This is a genomic window from Xanthomonas sp. NCPPB 1062, from assembly GCF_041481705.2.
Lineage (GTDB): Bacteria > Pseudomonadota > Gammaproteobacteria > Xanthomonadales > Xanthomonadaceae > Xanthomonas > Xanthomonas euvesicatoria.
This window is the reverse complement of record NZ_CM192987.1, coordinates 2,675,686-2,691,534: the sequence shown is the minus strand read 5'-3', so window position 1 is coordinate 2,691,534 and position 15,849 is coordinate 2,675,686. Positions and strand designations below refer to the sequence as shown.

The following is a 15,849-nucleotide window of genomic DNA, read 5'->3' as shown; positions in this document are numbered from 1 at the left end:
ACTCCTGGTCAGCACACGCCGCGCAGTTCAGTCAGGCAGCAAGAACGTGCGCGGCGCGATGTCGGCAGGCCCTGCCAGCGACGCAGGTTGTTCGGCTTCGTCTTTCAACTGCACGCCAGAGAGTCTGCGGCGAAATGCCTCGCGCAGCAGATACGCCAATTTGTGGGTCGCCTCGGCGTAACTCAGTCCTTCGGCGCGAATGTTGGAAATGCAGTTGCGCGCTGCATCGGTGAGCCCGACGCGGGGCGTGTAGGTGAGATACAGGCCCAGGCTGTCGGGCGAGCTCAGGCCCGGCCTTTCGCCGATCAGCACGATCACGGCGCGCGCGTTGAGCAGTTCGCCGACCTCATCGCCGATCGCCACGCGCCCTTGCGCCACCAGCACCGCCGGCGCGAGCGACCAGCCTTCCTGCGATGCCAGTGCATCGATCTGGTCGAGCATGCGCGCGGCATGCCGATGCACGGCCAGCGCAGACAGCCCATCGGCGATGACCACCGCAACATCCTGTCCGCCGCCATGCACGGCCGTGAGGCCGCGTAGCTGGGCGGCGGCATCTTCGGCCAGGCGCCTTCCCAGATCGGGACGTTGCAGATACTGATGACGATCGGTGGCAGCGCTCTGCAGCAGGATGCTGCTGCGCCCGCGTTGCTCCAGCGCGGCCTGCAGCGGTGCCGGGTCGAAGGCCAAATGCACCGCGTCGCGTGCCTGCGCATGCGCCAGCTGGAACTCCAGGTGCGCGTCCGTAGGCAGGCTGGTCCCCACCCGGCCCAGCGCAATGCGCGCGGGCGTCAGTTGGCGCAGGTGCGCCCAGGCATCGCGGGGCGGTGTGGAGGGTGCGCTCATGGCGCCGCTCTACCCCTGGCCTGTGCCAATGCAAGCCGAAATGGCGCCGGTACCTCGCTGCCAAGCTCGAAGCGGCCATCGCGCAGCCGCAGGATGTCGTGCTGCTCCAGCCACCGTTCGAACTCGGGTGCGGCGCGCAGGCCGAGTGCCTGGCGCGCATACAGCGCATCGTGAAACGAGGTGGTCTGGTAGTTCAACATCACATCGTCCGAGCCGGGGATGCCCATGATGAAGTTGATGCCGGCAGTACCGAGCAGGGTGAGCAACACGTCCATGTCGTCCTGATCGGCTTCGGCATGGTTGGTGTAGCAGATGTCACAGCCCATCGGCACGCCGAGCAACTTGCCGCAGAAGTGATCCTCCAGCCCGGCGCGGACGATCTGCTTGCCGTCGTAGAGATATTCCGGCCCGATGAAGCCCACCACGGTGTTTACCAGCAGCGGTTTGTAGTGGCGCGCTACCGCATAGGCGCGCACCTCGCAGGTCTGCTGATCCACGCCGTGGTGCGCATTGGCCGACAACGCGCTGCCCTGGCCGGTTTCGAAGTACATCACGTTGTCGCCGACGTTGCCGCGCCGCAACGACAGGCCCGCTTCATACCCTTCCTGCAGCAAGGCCAGGTTGATGCCGAAGCTGGCATTGGCCGCCTCGGTGCCGGCGATGGACTGAAACACCAGATCCACCGGCACGCCGCGGCCGATCGCTTCGATGGTGGTGGTGATGTGCGCAAGCACGCACGATTGCGTGGGAATCTGATACCCACTGATCACCGCATCGAGCATGCGCAACAGGGCCGTGGTCGCGGCCAGGCTGTCGCTGGCCGAGTTGATGCCGATCACCGCATCGCCGTTGCCGTACAACAAGCCGTCGAGCACGCTGGCGGCGATGCCGGTTGCATCATCGGTGGGGTGGTTGGGCTGCAGGCGCGTCGACAGGCGTCCGCGCAACCCCAGCGTGTTGCGAAAGCGGGTGACGACCCGGGTTTTCTGCGCCACCAGGATCAGGTCCTGCACCCGCATCAATTTGGACACCGCGGCCACCATTTCCGGCGTCAGGCCGGGTGCCAACGCGGTCAATGCAGCTTCGTCGGCCTGCGCACTCAGCAGCCAATCGCGAAAGCCGCCCACGGTGAGATGCGCCACGGCGGCAAATGCAGCGGCATCGTGCTGGTCGATGATCAGCCGGGTGACTTCGTCTGCTTCATACGGCACCACTGCTTCGTCGAGGAAGTGCCGTAGCGGCAGATCGGCCAGCGCCATCTGTGCGGCCACGCGCTGCAGACCGGAGTCGGCGGCAAGACCGGCCAGCTGGTCGCCGGAGCGCGCAGGCGTCGCCTTGGCCAGCAGCTGCTTCAGATCGGCAAACTGAAAGCGTTCGCCGCCTGCGGTGAAGGCAAAGCCGCTCATCCGGCGCTGGCCACAGGCGTGTGTTGCGTGCGCAGGCTCAGGACGCAACACGCCGCGCCGAACAGCAGCAGGCCCAGGAAGATCAATGCCACGATCGGGTTGAACCACACCATCGCCACCAGGCACACCAGTGCCAGCAGCAGCGCAATGGCCGGCACCACCGGGTACCACGGTGCGCGGAAACTACGCTCCAATCCCGGTTCGGCGCGACGCAGCCTGAACAGGCTGAGCATGCTCATCACATACATCACGATCGCGCCGAACACCGACATGGTGATCATCGCTGCGGTCAACGACATGCCCTGGATCTTGACCACGCTGTCGCTGCAGATAGCAGCAATGCCGATGACGCCGCCGGCCAGGATGGCGCGATGCGGCGTGCGAAAACGCGAGAGCCTGGCCAGCCCATGTGGCAGGAAGCCGGCACGCGCCAGCGCAAAGAACTGACGCGAATAGCCCAGGATGATGCCGTGGAAACTCGCCACCAACCCGAACAAGCCGATCCACACCAACATGTGCAACCAGGTGGAACTGTTGCCGACCACGGCCTTCATCGCCTGCGGCAGCGGATCGTTGATGTTGGACAGCTGGCGCCAGTCGCCGACGCCGCCGGCAAACACCATCACGCCCAGCGCCAACACCACCAGGGTGAGAATGCCGGCGATGTAGGCGCGCGGAATCGTGCGCCTGGGGTCTTTGGCTTCTTCGGCCGCCATCGCCGCGCCTTCGATCGCCAGGAAGAACCAGATCGCAAACGGGATCGCAGCGAAGATGCCGGAAATGGCGGCCGGCCCGAACACGTCGCTGCCGGCCCAGCCATTGGCCGCGAAGCGCGCCACGCTGAAACCCGGTGCCACCACGCCCATGAACACCAGTAGTTCGATCACCGCCAGCAAGGTCACGATCAGCTCGAAGGTGGCTGCAATCGCCACGCCGACAATGTTCAAGCTCATGAAGACCAGGTAGGCGCCAACCGCTGCAAGACGCGGATCCAGCGTGGGGTACTGCACATTCAGATACGCGCCGATCGCCATCGCGATAGCCGGCGGCGCGAAGACGAATTCGATCAACGTGGCCAGGCCGGCCAGCATGCCGCCATAGGTCCCGAACGCGCGCAGGCTATAGGCGAAGGGCCCGCCCGCATTGGGAATGGCGGTGGTCAATTCGGTGAAGCTGAAGATGAAACAGGTGTACATCACTGCGACCAGCAGCGTGGTCACCAGAAAGCCGAGCGTACCGGCGGTGCCCCAGCCGTAACTCCAGCCGAAATACTCGCCTGAAATCACCAGCCCCACCGCGATGCCCCACAACTGCCAGGTACCCAGGGTCGGTTTGAGGTGCTCGTTGCGCATGTCGCACATCTCCTGCAGTCGGGGGAGGGGAGATGAAGCACGCCCGACGCCGAAGCGACGGACCGACCGTCGGCAGCCCAAGCGTCCACCTGCAGCGACGCACGACGGTCGTTTCGGTTATACCGCAAAGCCCGCTGGCGGACACAAGCACGACGGGTAGGTCGCCGCCGACCGGGTGTGTAGCGTTCCGGCGCAATGGTCGTGGGTTGCGTTTTTCTTCTGTCGTCGCAGGGTGTGGCCCGTTGTTAAATCGAGGGGGCCTGATTCAGTGGTCGCGATGCATCAAATAGTGGGGTCATCGCAGAATGACTCTGCAGCCGCACGCTAAGGCGGATCGGGATCATGGTCCATCAACGGGGCGGGGATGCGACCATTCGGTGTCATCCCCCTGACGACTGCGCCGGTAGTCGGGGCGCGCCGGTCCTGTCACGGTCCAGCAGGCTGCATGAACTCGATGGAAATATGGTCGGGACCGGACACGTAGGCGGTGAGCGTTCCTGTTCTCGGACCTCCCGGAATCGGCAGCGGCTTGCCCTTCGCCTTCCATCCGGCCGCCTCGACACGGCAGATGGCCGCATGGATGTCCCGGACGGTCAGCGCCAGATGGGCGGCCCCGATCGCACCCGCGCTGTCCGGCGACTGCCCATTCCGACGACCTTTGGAATATTGCAGCAACTCGACGATGAATCCGTCCGGAGCCTTCACGATTGCCGTTCGCACGCTCGGATCATCCACGCCGGTGACCTGATGCAGGAAATCGCCGCCCATCTGTGCCTGTCGTTCGAGCGTAAACCCCAGGGCCTCGGTCCAGAACCGGATAGCCTCGTCAAGAGATGAAACGGCAAACCCGATGTGATCAACGTTGGCCACGCCTGCATTGCCATCCACTGTTGCGGCTCCGTTCCAGTACGTCCGGGACGCGATAATTTGTGTGAGGGAAACTCGAGTCAGCAGAAGACCGGGCTGGCCAAGCAGGCTCTTCTAGGAAGCGTAGAACAGCGTCTTCAATGCCACCGCACGTCAAAGAGGCGATCTTTCGAACGCTCTACTTCGTCCGCTCAAGCACCAGCAACGGATCGATGCGGGTGTCGAACCAGTTCATCCCCCAATGCAGATGCGGCCCGGTGGCACGCCCGGTGGCACCAACCGCGGCAATCACCTGGCCTTGCTCGACCCGGTCGCCCACCTTCACGTCGATACGCGACAAGTGCAGGAAATTCGAGCTCACCCCGAAGCCGTGATCCAGCAGCACCGTGCCGCCGGTGAGATACAGGTCCGGCGCCGCGAACGTCACCACGCCGGCAGCCGGTGCCTTCACCGGGGTGCCGGTGGGCACGGCGATGTCCATGCCCGAATGGCCGGCGCCCGGCTGGCCGTTGTACACGCGTGCATTGCCGAAGCGGCCGCTGATACGTCCCTGCACCGGCCAGATGAAGGGTTGGGCGAAATCGGTGCGTGCGTCATCGCGGTCGCGCGCCGCCGTGACCTGCGCCTGTTCGCGTTTGATGCGCGCGGCAATCTCGGCCGGCGGGTTGACCGTCTTCGGCGGCACGCCATTGACGCGTTCCACCGGCCAGTCGCGCGGCGTTACTGCGATGCTCACGGTGCGCGTGCTGCCATCGGGTTGGGTGATCTGCACCTGCAAGGGCCCGGTCGCATCGCGGCCGATCCCGAACACGACGCTTCCATAACCGCTCACACGCAAGCTGCGGCCGGCATATTGCACCTTGCTGCCTGCCGGCACCTTGCCGATCACCAGCGCGCCTTGCGACGCGCTTTGCGGAAATACGACATCGGTTGCGGCGGCCGCACCCTGCGCTTGGGCGCGACCTGCAACCAGCGCGACCGGCGCCAGGATCAACCAGGCACCAAACAGGGCTGCGCGCATCAGCGGTCGAAGGTCAGGCGCTGGCCGGCAGCGCTGCCCACCAGCTGTTCGCCATCCCACACCTGCTGGCCGTTGACCCACGTCGCAGCGATGCGCGAACGGAAGGTGGTGCCCTCGAATGGCGACCAGCCGCACTTGGACAGCACCTGCTCGCGCTTCACGGTAAACGGGGTGTTGTCGATCATCACCAGGTCGGCGAAATAGCCTTCGCGCAGGAAGCCGCGCTCTTGCACATCGAACAACTGGGCCGGCGCATGCGCGAACTTCTGCACGATACGGGTGATCGGCAACTTGCCTTCGTGCACCAGCTCCAGTGCCGCGACCAGCGCGTACTGCACCAGCGGCAGGCCCGAGGGCGCCTGCGCATAGGGCTTTTGCTTTTCTTCCCAGGTGTGCGGGGCGTGGTCGGTGGCGAGCACGTCGATGACATCTTCGGCCAGCGCATCGATGAGCGCCAGACGATCTTCGGCGTCCTTGATCGCAGGGTTGCACTTGATCAGGTTGCCCAGTCGTGCGTAATCGCTGCGATCAAAGCGCAGAAAGTGGATGCAGGTCTCGGCGGTAATGCGCTTGCGCAGCTTGCCATCGGCATCGACCAGCGGGCCGGCTTCGAACAGCGCCAGCTCGTCGGCGGTGGAAATGTGCAGCACGTGCAGGCGGGTGTTGTGCTTGCGCGCCAGCGAGACCGCCAGCTGCGAGGACTTCAGGCAGGCCTGACGCGAACGGATGTCCGGGTGCATCTCCGGTGTCAGCGCATCGCCATACTTTTCCTTGTACTGCGCCATCGTCGCGTCGATGGTCGGGGTGTCTTCGCAGTGGGTGATGATCGGCGTGGGTGCGTCGCGGAAGATGGCGTCCAGCGTTTCCGGGTTATCGACCAGCATGTTGCCGGTGGAGGCGCCCATGAACACCTTGATGCCCGGTGCAGTCTTGGGGTCCAGCGACTGGATGTGGGCCAGGTTGTCGTTGCTGGCACCCATGTAGAAGCCGTAGTTGGCCCAGGCGCGCCCGGCAGCGGCGTCGTACTTGGCCTGCAGTGCGGCGGCATCCAGGGTCGGCGGATTGGTGTTGGGCATGTCCATGAAGCTGGTCAGGCCACCAGCCACCGCGGCGCCGGATTCGGTCGCGATGTCTCCCTTGTGGGTCAGGCCAGGTTCGCGGAAGTGCACCTGGTCGTCGATCATGCCTGGCAGCACCCAGCGTCCGGCGGCATCCACGACGGTATCACCAGGGGCAGGGGCGATCTTGCTGTCGATCTTGGCGATGCGGCCGCCCTCGATCAGGAGATCGGCGTCGAACTCCTTGCCTTCGTTGACCAGGCGGGCATTGACGATGACGGTTCGGCTCATGGATGGGGTCCTTTGCAGCTGCAGGAAGAAGACGGGGAGGGCGAGGCGGGTGCATCGGGCACCGGATCGAATCCGCCCGGATGGAAGGGATGACAGCGGCCGAGCCTGCGCGCGGCAAGCCAACTGCCGCGCAGCGGGCCGAAGCGGCCGATGGCGGTCATCGCGTAGTCCGAGCAGCTTGGTGCAAAACGGCAACGCGGCCCGAGCAGGGGGCTGATGACGAGCTTGTAGACGCGCAGCAGCGCGATGAGCAGGCGTGAGATCACTTGCCAATGATATGCCACTTGCATTAATAGGTGGTTGCCGGGGGTCCGCGGGGTACGTTATAAAGGCCCGCTTTCCCGGGCCCCGGGGGAACCAAGGATGAGCGTTTCGTGGCTGCTAAAAAACCTGCAAAAAAGGCCGTAGAGGCCGCCAAGAAGTCCGCCAAACCCGTTGCGAAAAAGGCAGCGACGTCCGCTGCTGCGAAACCGGCCGCAAAACCGCCGGCCAAGCAGCCGGCTGCCAAGAAGGCACCCGCGAAGAAGGCACCTGCGAAGAAAGCCGCTGCCAAGCCGGCGCCGGCTTCCAAGACCACCGCGTCCGCAGCCCCCAAGTCAGTGAAACCCGTCGCCAAGAGTGCTGCCAAGCCGGCGGCGAAAAAGGCAGCTCCGGCTGCCGCCAAACCGGCCGCCAAGCCGGTGGCGTCCAAGTCCGTACCGAAGCCGGCCACCAAGCCGGCTCCGGCCAAGTCAGTCCCGGTCAAGGCTGAAAAGCCCGCGCCCGCACCGGTCCCCAAGGCCGTCCCTGCGAAGCCGGCAAAGCCTGCGACCCCGTCATCTAAGAATCCCGTGCCCGTTTCGAAATCTTCCGCAAAAACGCCAACTAAAACCGAAGCCCCCGCCAAGCCTGCTGCGACCCGTCCGGTCGGCAAGGTGGCCGTGGCCGTGACGTCCAAGCCGTCCAGCGCGGCTCCCAAGACCAAGTACAAGGTGGTCGAGTACAAGACCGACGAAGCAACCGGTCGCCCGATCCTGCCGCAGGGCTACAAGCCTTCCGCGGACGAGGAGTACATGAACAAGTTGCAGCAGGAATATTTCCGCCAGCGTCTGCAGAGCTGGCGCAACGAGATGGTGGAGGAATCCAAGCAGACCATCGAAAACCTGCGCGAAGAAGTACGCGACATCGGCGACGAAGCCGAACGTGCCACCCGCGAGACCGAAAACTCGCTGGAACTGCGTGCGCGTGATCGCGCCCGCAAGCTGATTTCCAAGATCGACAGCACGCTCAAGCGTCTGGAAGACGGTGACTACGGCTACTGCGTGGACACCGGTGAAGAGATTGGCCTGGACCGCCTGGAAGCGCGTCTGACTGCCGAGCGCACCATCGATGCCCAGGAGCGTTGGGAGCACTTGCAGAAGCAGCAGGGCGACTGATCGTCCGCCTGGCTCACCGAAAGACCCCGCCATGTGCGGGGTTTTTTATGGTCGCCTGATTCGTTGTATTGGCGCCTGGCCGAGAGTCAGGCAGCGCCCATTGGCGAGACGCCGCCGCACGCAGCTGCATGCGGCACGTGAGCGCGGTCCGCAACACGAGCCCCTTGCCACCACAGCGGCGCAGTGGGCACCGGCAATCACGCGATCGCGCCGCTCACTGCAGATCGCGCAGGTCCAGCTTGCGCAGGCGCGGCGCCTTCCAGGCGGTGGTGGCCACCACGCCCAGGGTGACGCAGCCGCCGATGACCACCGCCGGCACCAGGCCGACCAGGCGCGCCATGACGCCGTCGTAGAACGCGCCCAACTCGTTGGACGAGCCGATGAAGATGCCGTTGATCGAAGACACCCGGCCACGCATGGCATCGGGGGTGGCCAACTGCAGGATGGTCTGGCGCACCACCACCGAGACGCCATCGCACATGCCGTACACCAGCAGGATCGCCGCTGACAGCCAGAAATGGCGCGACAGTCCGAAGGCGATGGTGCAGAGCCCGAAGCCGGCCACCGACAGCAGCAGCACGCGTCCGGCATTGCGCTGCAGCGGGTGCCGCGCCAGCCACACGCCAACCACGATCGAACCCAGCGCCGGCGCACCGCGCAGGATGCCCAGGCCTTCCGGGCCGTAGTGCAGGATGTCGTGGATGAAGGCCGGCAACATCGACACCGCGCCGCCAAGCAGGACCGAGAACATGTCCAGCGCCATGGCGCCCAGCATGATCTGGTTGGACAGTACGAACTGCGCGCCTTCGGCGATGCTGCGGAAGATCGGCGCACGCGGGCCGGCGCTGACCGGCTCGCTGACACGTAACAAAGCCAACGCCAGGATCGCCAGCATCGCCACGCTGGCGGCGACCCCGTAGGCCAGGCCCTTGCCGCCCCAGCCGACCAGCACGCCGCCCAGCGCCGGGCCGATCACCATGCCGGCCTGGAAGGTGACGCTGCCGATGCTGGCGCCGCGTGCGAATGCGTCGCGCGGCAGCGCCCGTGCGAACAAGGCGTTGTAGACCGGCGACAAGAAAGAGCGCGCCGCGCCGGTGAGCGAGATGGCGGCATAGATGGGCCACACGCCTTTGACCGGCAGCCAGCCTTGCGTGATCGCCAACAGCAACAGCGCGGTTGCGACCAAGCCCAGCACGGCGACCATGCCCAGCCGGCGGCGCGGCAGGTGATCGACCAGGTAGCCGGCAAAGGGGGCGATGCAGAAGAACGGCAGGATTTCCGCCAGGCCGATCAGCCCCAACGAGAGCGGGTTGCCGGTCATTTCGTAAATATGCCAACCGACTGTCACCGCGACGATCTGGTAGGACAGCATCGCCGCCACGCGGTACAGCAGCACCAGGCCGAAGCCTGGATGGGCGAGCAGCGTCCGCAGCGAATCGGCGGGCGATGGGGCGGGCGTGCTCACTGCTGCGCGCGCGCGGTATCGCGGATGAAGGCCAGCATCGCTGCCACGCCGTTGCTGCGGGTCGGCGACAGATGCTTGGCCAGGCCGATCCCGGCGATGTAGTCAGGCTCGGTAGCCAGGATCTCTTGCGCGCTACGCCCTGAATACACGCGCAGCGCAAGGTAGATCAGCCCGGAGACAATGGCCGAATCGCTGACGGCATGGAAATCCAGCCGCTCGGCGTTGCCCTCCGGCACGATCCAGACCATCGATTGGCAGCCGTGCAGGCGGTGCTCTTCGGTTTTCCACTGTTCCGGGAAGGCGGGCAACTTGCGGCCAAGGTCGATCAGGTACTGGTAGCGCTCGGACCAGTCGCCAAAGAAGGAAAATTCCTCGGCAATGGCGGCCTGCGCCTCGGTAGCAGTCGGTTCAAGCGGGAAGGGGGAGGTGGTCATCTAAAAATCCAGAATCAATTCGATCAAGTCCCTCTCCCGCGGGGCGAGAAGGCACGGTGTGCGCCACTGGCACCTGGCCTTGGAGCGCTGTGGCCACTGCATCTGTCCACAGGTGCCAGGGCAGGGCAGCCTGCGAGGGCCGTCGGTCATTCTTTTTGGCTGGCGCGTGGCGACGCGTTTGCCATGACCGACGGTTGCTTGTCGCCGCAGCGCACCCTCATCCGCCTGCGGGGGCACTTTCTCCCGCAGGAAGACGTGAGAAGGATCAAGCACGCTTCCAACGCACGCCCTGCGGCGTGTCTTCCAGCACGATACCCTCTTCGGCAAGTTGCTTGCGGATGGCGTCGGCGCGGGCGAAATCCTTGGCTTTCTTCGCCGCGCTGCGTTCTTCCACCAATGCGGTGATGCGTGCATCGTCGCCGGCGTCGGTGCCGCGCGAGAACCATGCAGCCGGGTCTTGTTGCAGCAACCCCAGTGCCATTCCGGCACCGAGCAACTTGGCGCGCGCCGCATGCAGCTCGATCATGCGCGCCGATGCTTGGCCGCTTTGCATCAGGTCGCTGCGCAATGCACGCGCATCGGAGGCGATGCTTGCCATGACGGACAAGGCCAGCGGCGTGTTGAGATCGTCATCCAGAGCGGACTCCACCTCGGCGGGAATCGTCATGGATACCGCCAGATCGCTGCCGCTTTCCGCTTCCAGCGCAGCCAGATCCCGCAACGTTCCATACAGGCGGTCCAGCGTGTTTTTGGCCTGCTCGATCAACCCATCCGACCAGTCCAGCGGCTGACGGTAGTGCGCGCTCAACAGCGCATAGCGCAGCGCTTCGGGCGGATGCCTGGCGATGAGCTCGTGCACGGTTTCGATATTGCCCAGCGACTTGCTCATCTTCGCGCCGCTGAAATTGAGCATGCCGTTGTGCAGCCAGAAGCGCGCAAAGGTGGCACCGCCATGCGCGCACTCGCTCTGCGCAATCTCGTTTTCGTGATGCGGGAACTGCAGGTCCACACCGCCGGCGTGGATGTCGATGGTCGGCCCCAGATGGGCGGCGGCCATCGCCGAGCATTCGATATGCCAACCCGGCCGGCCGCGGCCCCAGGGCGATGGCCAGCCGGGCAGGTCGTCGCTGGAGGGTTTCCACAGCACGAAGTCGCCGGGGTCGCGCTTGTATGGCGCCACGTCCACGCGTGCGCCGGCCAACATTTCGTCCGGGTCGCGCCGCGAGAGCTTGCCGTAGTCCTCGAAGCTGGAGACCGAAAACAGCACGTGGCCTTCCGCGGCATAGGCATGCCCAGTGGCGATCAGCTGCTCGATCATCGCCACGATCTGCGGGATGTGCGCGGTGGCCTCCGGTTCGATGTCCGGTGGAACCACGCCAAGCGCCGCCATGTCCTGCCGGTAGATCGCCGCGAAGCGGTCGGTGATCGTCGAAATCGGCACGCCCTGCGCCTGCGCGGCGGCGTTGATCTTGTCGTCCACGTCGGTGATGTTGCGCGCGTAGCGCAGCGCGCCGTAGCGTCGGCGCAGCAACGCGGCAAGCACATCGAAGACCACCGGGCCGCGAGCGTTGCCGATATGCGCGTAGTTGTAGACGGTGGGACCGCAGACGTACAGGGTGGGGCTGGACGGATCGAGCGGCGCAAACGGCTCGACCCGCCGCGTCAGGTTGTTGTGCAGGCGCAGGCTCATCGGCATCCGAAAAAGGGCAATCGCGCGATTCTAGCCCGTTGTGGCGGGATGGCGAATCGCCAGCCCGACGATGGCCACCGGATGGGTTGCGTTCAGCCCAGGCGGCCGCAAGCTCCATACACTTACGTACTGCCTGGCTGCGCGTTCCCGGTACTGATGCGACCTTCTCCGTTCTTCATGCTGCTGTGTACGTTTGCCGGGCAAGTGATTCCGGCGTATGCGGCAGAGCCCGACCCCAAGAACCGGGTCGTGGTGATCGAGAACGTGAAACTGGATTATGCGCAGGTGCTCAATGTCGAGCCGGTCTACCAGACGCTTCGCGCCACGCGTATCGAAGAGCAATGCGAAGCCGAGCAGGCGGCACAGGCTGCGGCAGCGCCGGCCGAGGACGAGGGCCGCATCAACCGCATGGTCGATTCGGTCAAGGAAATGTTCTCACGTCGCCCCGAACCGGCCGCGCCCGCTGCGGTGCCGCCGACCAGCACGCGGCGCAACTGCAAGGTGGTGGAAGTGCCGCGCGAGTTCCGCCGGCCGATCGCCTTCGACGTGGACTATGTCTACAAGGGCACCAAATACCGTTCGCGCCTGCCCGAAGATCCGGGCAATCGGCTGCGCATCCGGGTCTCGGTGACGCCGTACATTCCCGACGCCATCGTCGCGCCGCCGCGATGAGATGCGCAGCGGTTGCGCCGTGCCCACATGCGTGCGAGGATTCGCGCCCTATGCAAGCAAACGCCTTTCAGCACGACACCAGCGCCGCCCGGATGGCCTCCGGCATGACCTCGCGTGCCCGCCGACCGGAATCCCACATTTTCGCTGGGTAAGCCGGGGCGTTTGCTGTTCCGACGTTGAAGACCCAGCCCCCAGGCTGGGTTTTTTCGTTTTGGCGTCACAAAAGTTTCAACGGCAAGAAACGCGCATGTCGCGCACCCCGTCGCTCCTGGCGGACCAACGCAGCAGTAGCACGCAGCAAAGGATCGATCGATGTCACTGAAGCACTTCTTGAACACCCAGGACTGGAGCCGCGCCGAGCTGGACGCGCTGTTGACCCAGGCCGCGTTGTTCAAACGCAACAAGCTGGGAAGCGAGCTGAAGGGCAAGTCGATTGCGCTGGTGTTCTTCAACCCGTCCATGCGCACCCGTACCAGCTTCGAGCTGGGCGCATTTCAGTTGGGCGGGCATGCGGTGGTCTTGCAGCCGGGCAAGGATGCGTGGCCGATCGAGTTCAATCTGGGGACGGTCATGGACGGCGACACCGAAGAGCACATCGCCGAAGTGGCGCGCGTGCTGGGGCGTTATGTCGACCTGATCGGCGTGCGCGCGTTTCCGAAGTTCGTGGACTGGTCCAAGGACCGCGAAGACCAGGTACTCAAGAGCTTTGCCAAGTATTCGCCGGTGCCGGTGATCAACATGGAAACCATCACCCACCCATGCCAGGAGCTGGCGCATGCGCTGGCGCTGCAGGAACACTTCGGTACCCAGGATCTGCGTGGCAAGAAGTACGTGCTGACCTGGACCTACCACCCCAAGCCGCTGAACACAGCGGTGGCCAACTCGGCGCTGACCATCGCCACGCGCATGGGCATGGACGTGACCCTACTGTGCCCGACGCCGGACTACATCCTGGATCAGCGCTACATGGACTGGGCCGCGCAAAACGTAGCCGAAAGCGGTGGCTCGCTGCAGGTGAGCCACGATATCGACAGCGCCTACGCCGGCGCCGATGTCGTCTACGCCAAGAGCTGGGGTGCGTTGCCATTCTTCGGCAACTGGGAGCCTGAAAAGCCGATCCGCGACCAGTACCAGCATTTCATCGTCGACGAACGCAAGATGGCGCTGACCAACAACGGCGTGTTCTCGCACTGCCTGCCGCTGCGCCGCAACGTCAAGGCGACCGATGCGGTGATGGATTCGCCCAACTGCATTGCCATCGATGAAGCCGAAAATCGCCTGCATGTGCAGAAGGCGATCATGGCGGCGCTTGCTTCGCAAGCGGGAATCGGGAATCGGGATTAGAGAATCGCAACAGCAACACCCTTGGCCCCCACATTTACGTACTAAGGAACAATGATGAGCGCTGCTTCCACCAATCCCGAATCCCGAATCCCGACTCCCGGCACCAAAGACATCGTTCTCGCGTTTTCCGGTGGTCTGGACACCAGCTTCTGCATTCCGTATCTGCAGGAGCGCGGCTATGCGGTGCACACCGTGTTTGCCGACACCGGTGGTGTGGATGCCGAAGAGCGTGAGTTCATCGAGAAGCGCGCCGCCGAATTGGGCGCGGCCAGCCACGTCACCGTGGACGGTGGCCCGGCGATCTGGGAAGGCTTCGTCAAGCCGTTCGTGTGGGCGGGCGAGGGGTACCAGGGCCAGTACCCGTTGCTGGTGTCCGACCGTTACCTGATCGTGGATGCTGCGCTCAAGCGTGCCGAAGAATTGGGCACGCGCATCATTGCGCATGGTTGCACCGGCATGGGCAACGATCAGGTGCGTTTCGACCTGGCAGTGAAGGCGCTGGGCGACTACCAGATCGTGGCGCCGATCCGCGAGATCCAGAAAGAGCACACCCAGACCCGCGCCTATGAGCAGAAGTATCTGGAAGCGCGTGGTTTCGGCGTGCGTGCCAAACAGCAGGCCTACACCATCAACGAGAACCTGCTGGGCCTGACCATGTCTGGCGGCGAGATCGATCGTTGGGAAGCGCCGGGCGAGGGCGCGCGCGGCTGGTGCGCGCCGCGCAGTGCCTGGCCGAGCGAAGCGTTGACGGTGACGCTGAAGTTCGTCGAAGGCGAAGCGGTGGAACTGGACGGCAAGCCGCTGCCGGGTGCCAAGATCCTGGCCAAGCTCAACACCTTGTTTGCGCAATACGGCGTGGGCCGCGGCGTCTATACCGGTGACACCGTGATCGGGTTGAAGGGCCGCATCGTGTTCGAAGCGCCGGGCCTGATTTCGCTGCTCACCGCGCACCGTGCACTGGAAGATGCGGTGCTGACCAAGCAGCAGAATCGCTTCAAGCCGGACGTGGCGCGCAAATGGGTGGAGCTGGTGTACGAAGGCTTCTATCACGACCCGCTCAAGAGCGATATCGAGGCGTTCCTGAAGTCCTCGCAGTCCAAGGTCAATGGCGAGGTGACGCTGGAAACCCGCGGCGGCCGCGTCGATGCGGTGGCGGTACGCTCGCCGCACCTGCTCAACACCAAGGGTGCGACCTACGCGCAATCGGCCGACTGGGGCGTGGAAGAAGCGGAAGGCTTCATCAAGCTGTTCGGGATGAGCTCGACGCTGTACGCGCAGGTCAACCGCTGAGCAAAAGCCCCTCTCCCCCCGGGGAGAGGGGCTTGGGGGGTGCCGCAGAAACCTCCAAGATTGATCATGACGAACGCGTCGCCACGTGCCAGTCATGGGGAACTACTGCAGCATTGCGTCCATCGTTCTCCATCTGGGCGCGTGGCGACGCGTTCGACCTGGTTGCTTCGCGAAGTTTCGTGAGGCGCCCCTCATCCGCCCCTTCGGGGCACCTTCTCCCGGTGGGAGAAGAGGGCCACTGCGATGGAACCCATGCCCGCATTACGCATCAGTACCGACAAGCAGGAACTCGATCTGCCGTTGATCCATCGCTTCCTCAGCGAGCAGGCCTATTGGTGCCTGGGCATCCCGCTGGACACGGTGCAGCGGGCGATCGCCGGCTCGCTGTGTTTCGGCGGTTATTGTGCGGGCGTCGGGCAGGTGGCGTTCGCGCGCGTGATCACCGACGGTGCCACCTTCGGCTATCTCGCCGATGTGTTCGTGCTCGATGCATACCGTGGGCGCGGCTATGGCAAGCAACTGGTGGCAGCAGTGATGGCCCATCCGCATCTGCAAGGTCTTCGCCGCTTCATGCTCGCCACCTCCGATGCGCATGCGCTGTACGCACAGCACGGCTTCGCCGCGCCGGCACGGCCGCAGGCGTTGATGGAAATCGCCTATCCCGATCTCTACCGCACCACCACCACGGCTGCCTGACCCAC

The 15,849-nt window shown here is 64.7% G+C and carries 16 protein-coding genes; 5 read left to right on the top strand and 11 right to left on the bottom strand.

What is annotated here, in order from left to right; all coding sequences use genetic code 11:
* Positions 1-27: 27 nt before the first annotated feature.
* The 8 genes from eutC to ACCQ16_RS11830 form a co-directional block, all read right to left on the bottom strand.
* Positions 28-843, bottom strand: coding sequence for an ethanolamine ammonia-lyase subunit EutC (eutC, locus tag ACCQ16_RS11865; protein WP_136732629.1), 816 nt, complete (start codon positions 841-843; stop codon positions 28-30).
* Positions 840-2,249, bottom strand: coding sequence for an ethanolamine ammonia-lyase subunit EutB (locus ACCQ16_RS11860; RefSeq protein WP_277572720.1), 1,410 nt, complete (start codon positions 2,247-2,249; stop codon positions 840-842). The genes eutC and ACCQ16_RS11860 overlap by 4 nt, the downstream gene beginning before the upstream one ends.
* On the bottom strand, positions 2,246-3,610 hold the full coding sequence (eat, locus tag ACCQ16_RS11855; RefSeq protein WP_014090351.1) for an ethanolamine permease: 1,365 nt from the start codon (positions 3,608-3,610) through the stop codon (positions 2,246-2,248). Before eat ends, ACCQ16_RS11860 begins: the two co-directional genes overlap by 4 nt.
* Positions 3,611-4,027: 417 nt before the next feature.
* Complete coding sequence (locus ACCQ16_RS11850; protein WP_051370116.1) at positions 4,028-4,528, bottom strand: VOC family protein; 501 nt, start codon at positions 4,526-4,528, stop codon at positions 4,028-4,030.
* Positions 4,529-4,646: 118 nt separating this feature from the next.
* Positions 4,647-5,489: a M23 family metallopeptidase gene (locus tag ACCQ16_RS11845; protein WP_008573419.1), complete on the bottom strand. Its 843-nt coding sequence runs from the start codon at positions 5,487-5,489 to the stop codon at positions 4,647-4,649.
* On the bottom strand, positions 5,489-6,838 hold the full coding sequence (locus ACCQ16_RS11840; RefSeq protein WP_008573418.1) for a dihydroorotase: 1,350 nt from the start codon (positions 6,836-6,838) through the stop codon (positions 5,489-5,491). Before ACCQ16_RS11840 ends, ACCQ16_RS11845 begins: the two co-directional genes overlap by 1 nt.
* Complete coding sequence (gene yidD, locus ACCQ16_RS11835; RefSeq protein WP_011347711.1) at positions 6,835-7,128, bottom strand: membrane protein insertion efficiency factor YidD; 294 nt, start codon at positions 7,126-7,128, stop codon at positions 6,835-6,837. Before yidD ends, ACCQ16_RS11840 begins: the two co-directional genes overlap by 4 nt.
* Positions 7,128-7,775, bottom strand: a complete 648-nt coding sequence (locus ACCQ16_RS11830; protein WP_033478741.1) for a hypothetical protein — start codon at positions 7,773-7,775, stop codon at positions 7,128-7,130. Before ACCQ16_RS11830 ends, yidD begins: the two co-directional genes overlap by 1 nt.
* On the opposite strand from ACCQ16_RS11830, the gene dksA reads away from it, so the two are divergent.
* Positions 7,669-8,253, top strand: coding sequence for an RNA polymerase-binding protein DksA (dksA, locus tag ACCQ16_RS11825; protein ID WP_228956689.1), 585 nt, complete (start codon positions 7,669-7,671; stop codon positions 8,251-8,253). The genes ACCQ16_RS11830 and dksA overlap by 107 nt on opposite strands.
* A gap of 214 nt (positions 8,254-8,467) precedes the next feature.
* On the opposite strand, the gene ACCQ16_RS11820 is transcribed toward dksA, so the two are convergent.
* From ACCQ16_RS11820 to cysS, 3 genes are all read right to left on the bottom strand, one after another.
* Positions 8,468-9,718 (bottom strand): MFS transporter, encoded by a 1,251-nt coding sequence (locus ACCQ16_RS11820; RefSeq protein ID WP_008573410.1) that lies wholly within the window; start codon positions 9,716-9,718, stop codon positions 8,468-8,470.
* Positions 9,715-10,152 carry a SufE family protein gene (locus ACCQ16_RS11815; RefSeq protein ID WP_008573408.1) on the bottom strand — a complete coding sequence of 146 codons (438 nt, stop codon included), beginning with the start codon at positions 10,150-10,152 and terminating at the stop codon, positions 9,715-9,717. Before ACCQ16_RS11815 ends, ACCQ16_RS11820 begins: the two co-directional genes overlap by 4 nt.
* A gap of 265 nt (positions 10,153-10,417) precedes the next feature.
* Positions 10,418-11,842, bottom strand: coding sequence for a cysteine--tRNA ligase (gene cysS, locus ACCQ16_RS11810; protein ID WP_039417123.1), 1,425 nt, complete (start codon positions 11,840-11,842; stop codon positions 10,418-10,420).
* Between the two features lie 177 nt (positions 11,843-12,019).
* On the opposite strand from cysS, the gene ACCQ16_RS11805 reads away from it, so the two are divergent.
* From ACCQ16_RS11805 to ACCQ16_RS11790, 4 genes are all read left to right on the top strand, one after another.
* Positions 12,020-12,514, top strand: coding sequence for a hypothetical protein (locus ACCQ16_RS11805; protein WP_029819580.1), 495 nt, complete (start codon positions 12,020-12,022; stop codon positions 12,512-12,514).
* A 312-nt stretch (positions 12,515-12,826) separates the two neighbouring features.
* Complete coding sequence (locus tag ACCQ16_RS11800; protein WP_008573404.1) at positions 12,827-13,858, top strand: N-acetylornithine carbamoyltransferase; 1,032 nt, start codon at positions 12,827-12,829, stop codon at positions 13,856-13,858.
* 51 nt (positions 13,859-13,909) lie between these two features.
* Positions 13,910-15,148 (top strand): argininosuccinate synthase, encoded by a 1,239-nt coding sequence (locus ACCQ16_RS11795; protein WP_031423013.1) that lies wholly within the window; start codon positions 13,910-13,912, stop codon positions 15,146-15,148.
* A gap of 243 nt (positions 15,149-15,391) precedes the next feature.
* Positions 15,392-15,844, top strand: coding sequence for a GNAT family N-acetyltransferase (locus tag ACCQ16_RS11790; RefSeq protein ID WP_029819578.1), 453 nt, complete (start codon positions 15,392-15,394; stop codon positions 15,842-15,844).
* Positions 15,845-15,849: the final 5 nt, after the last annotated feature.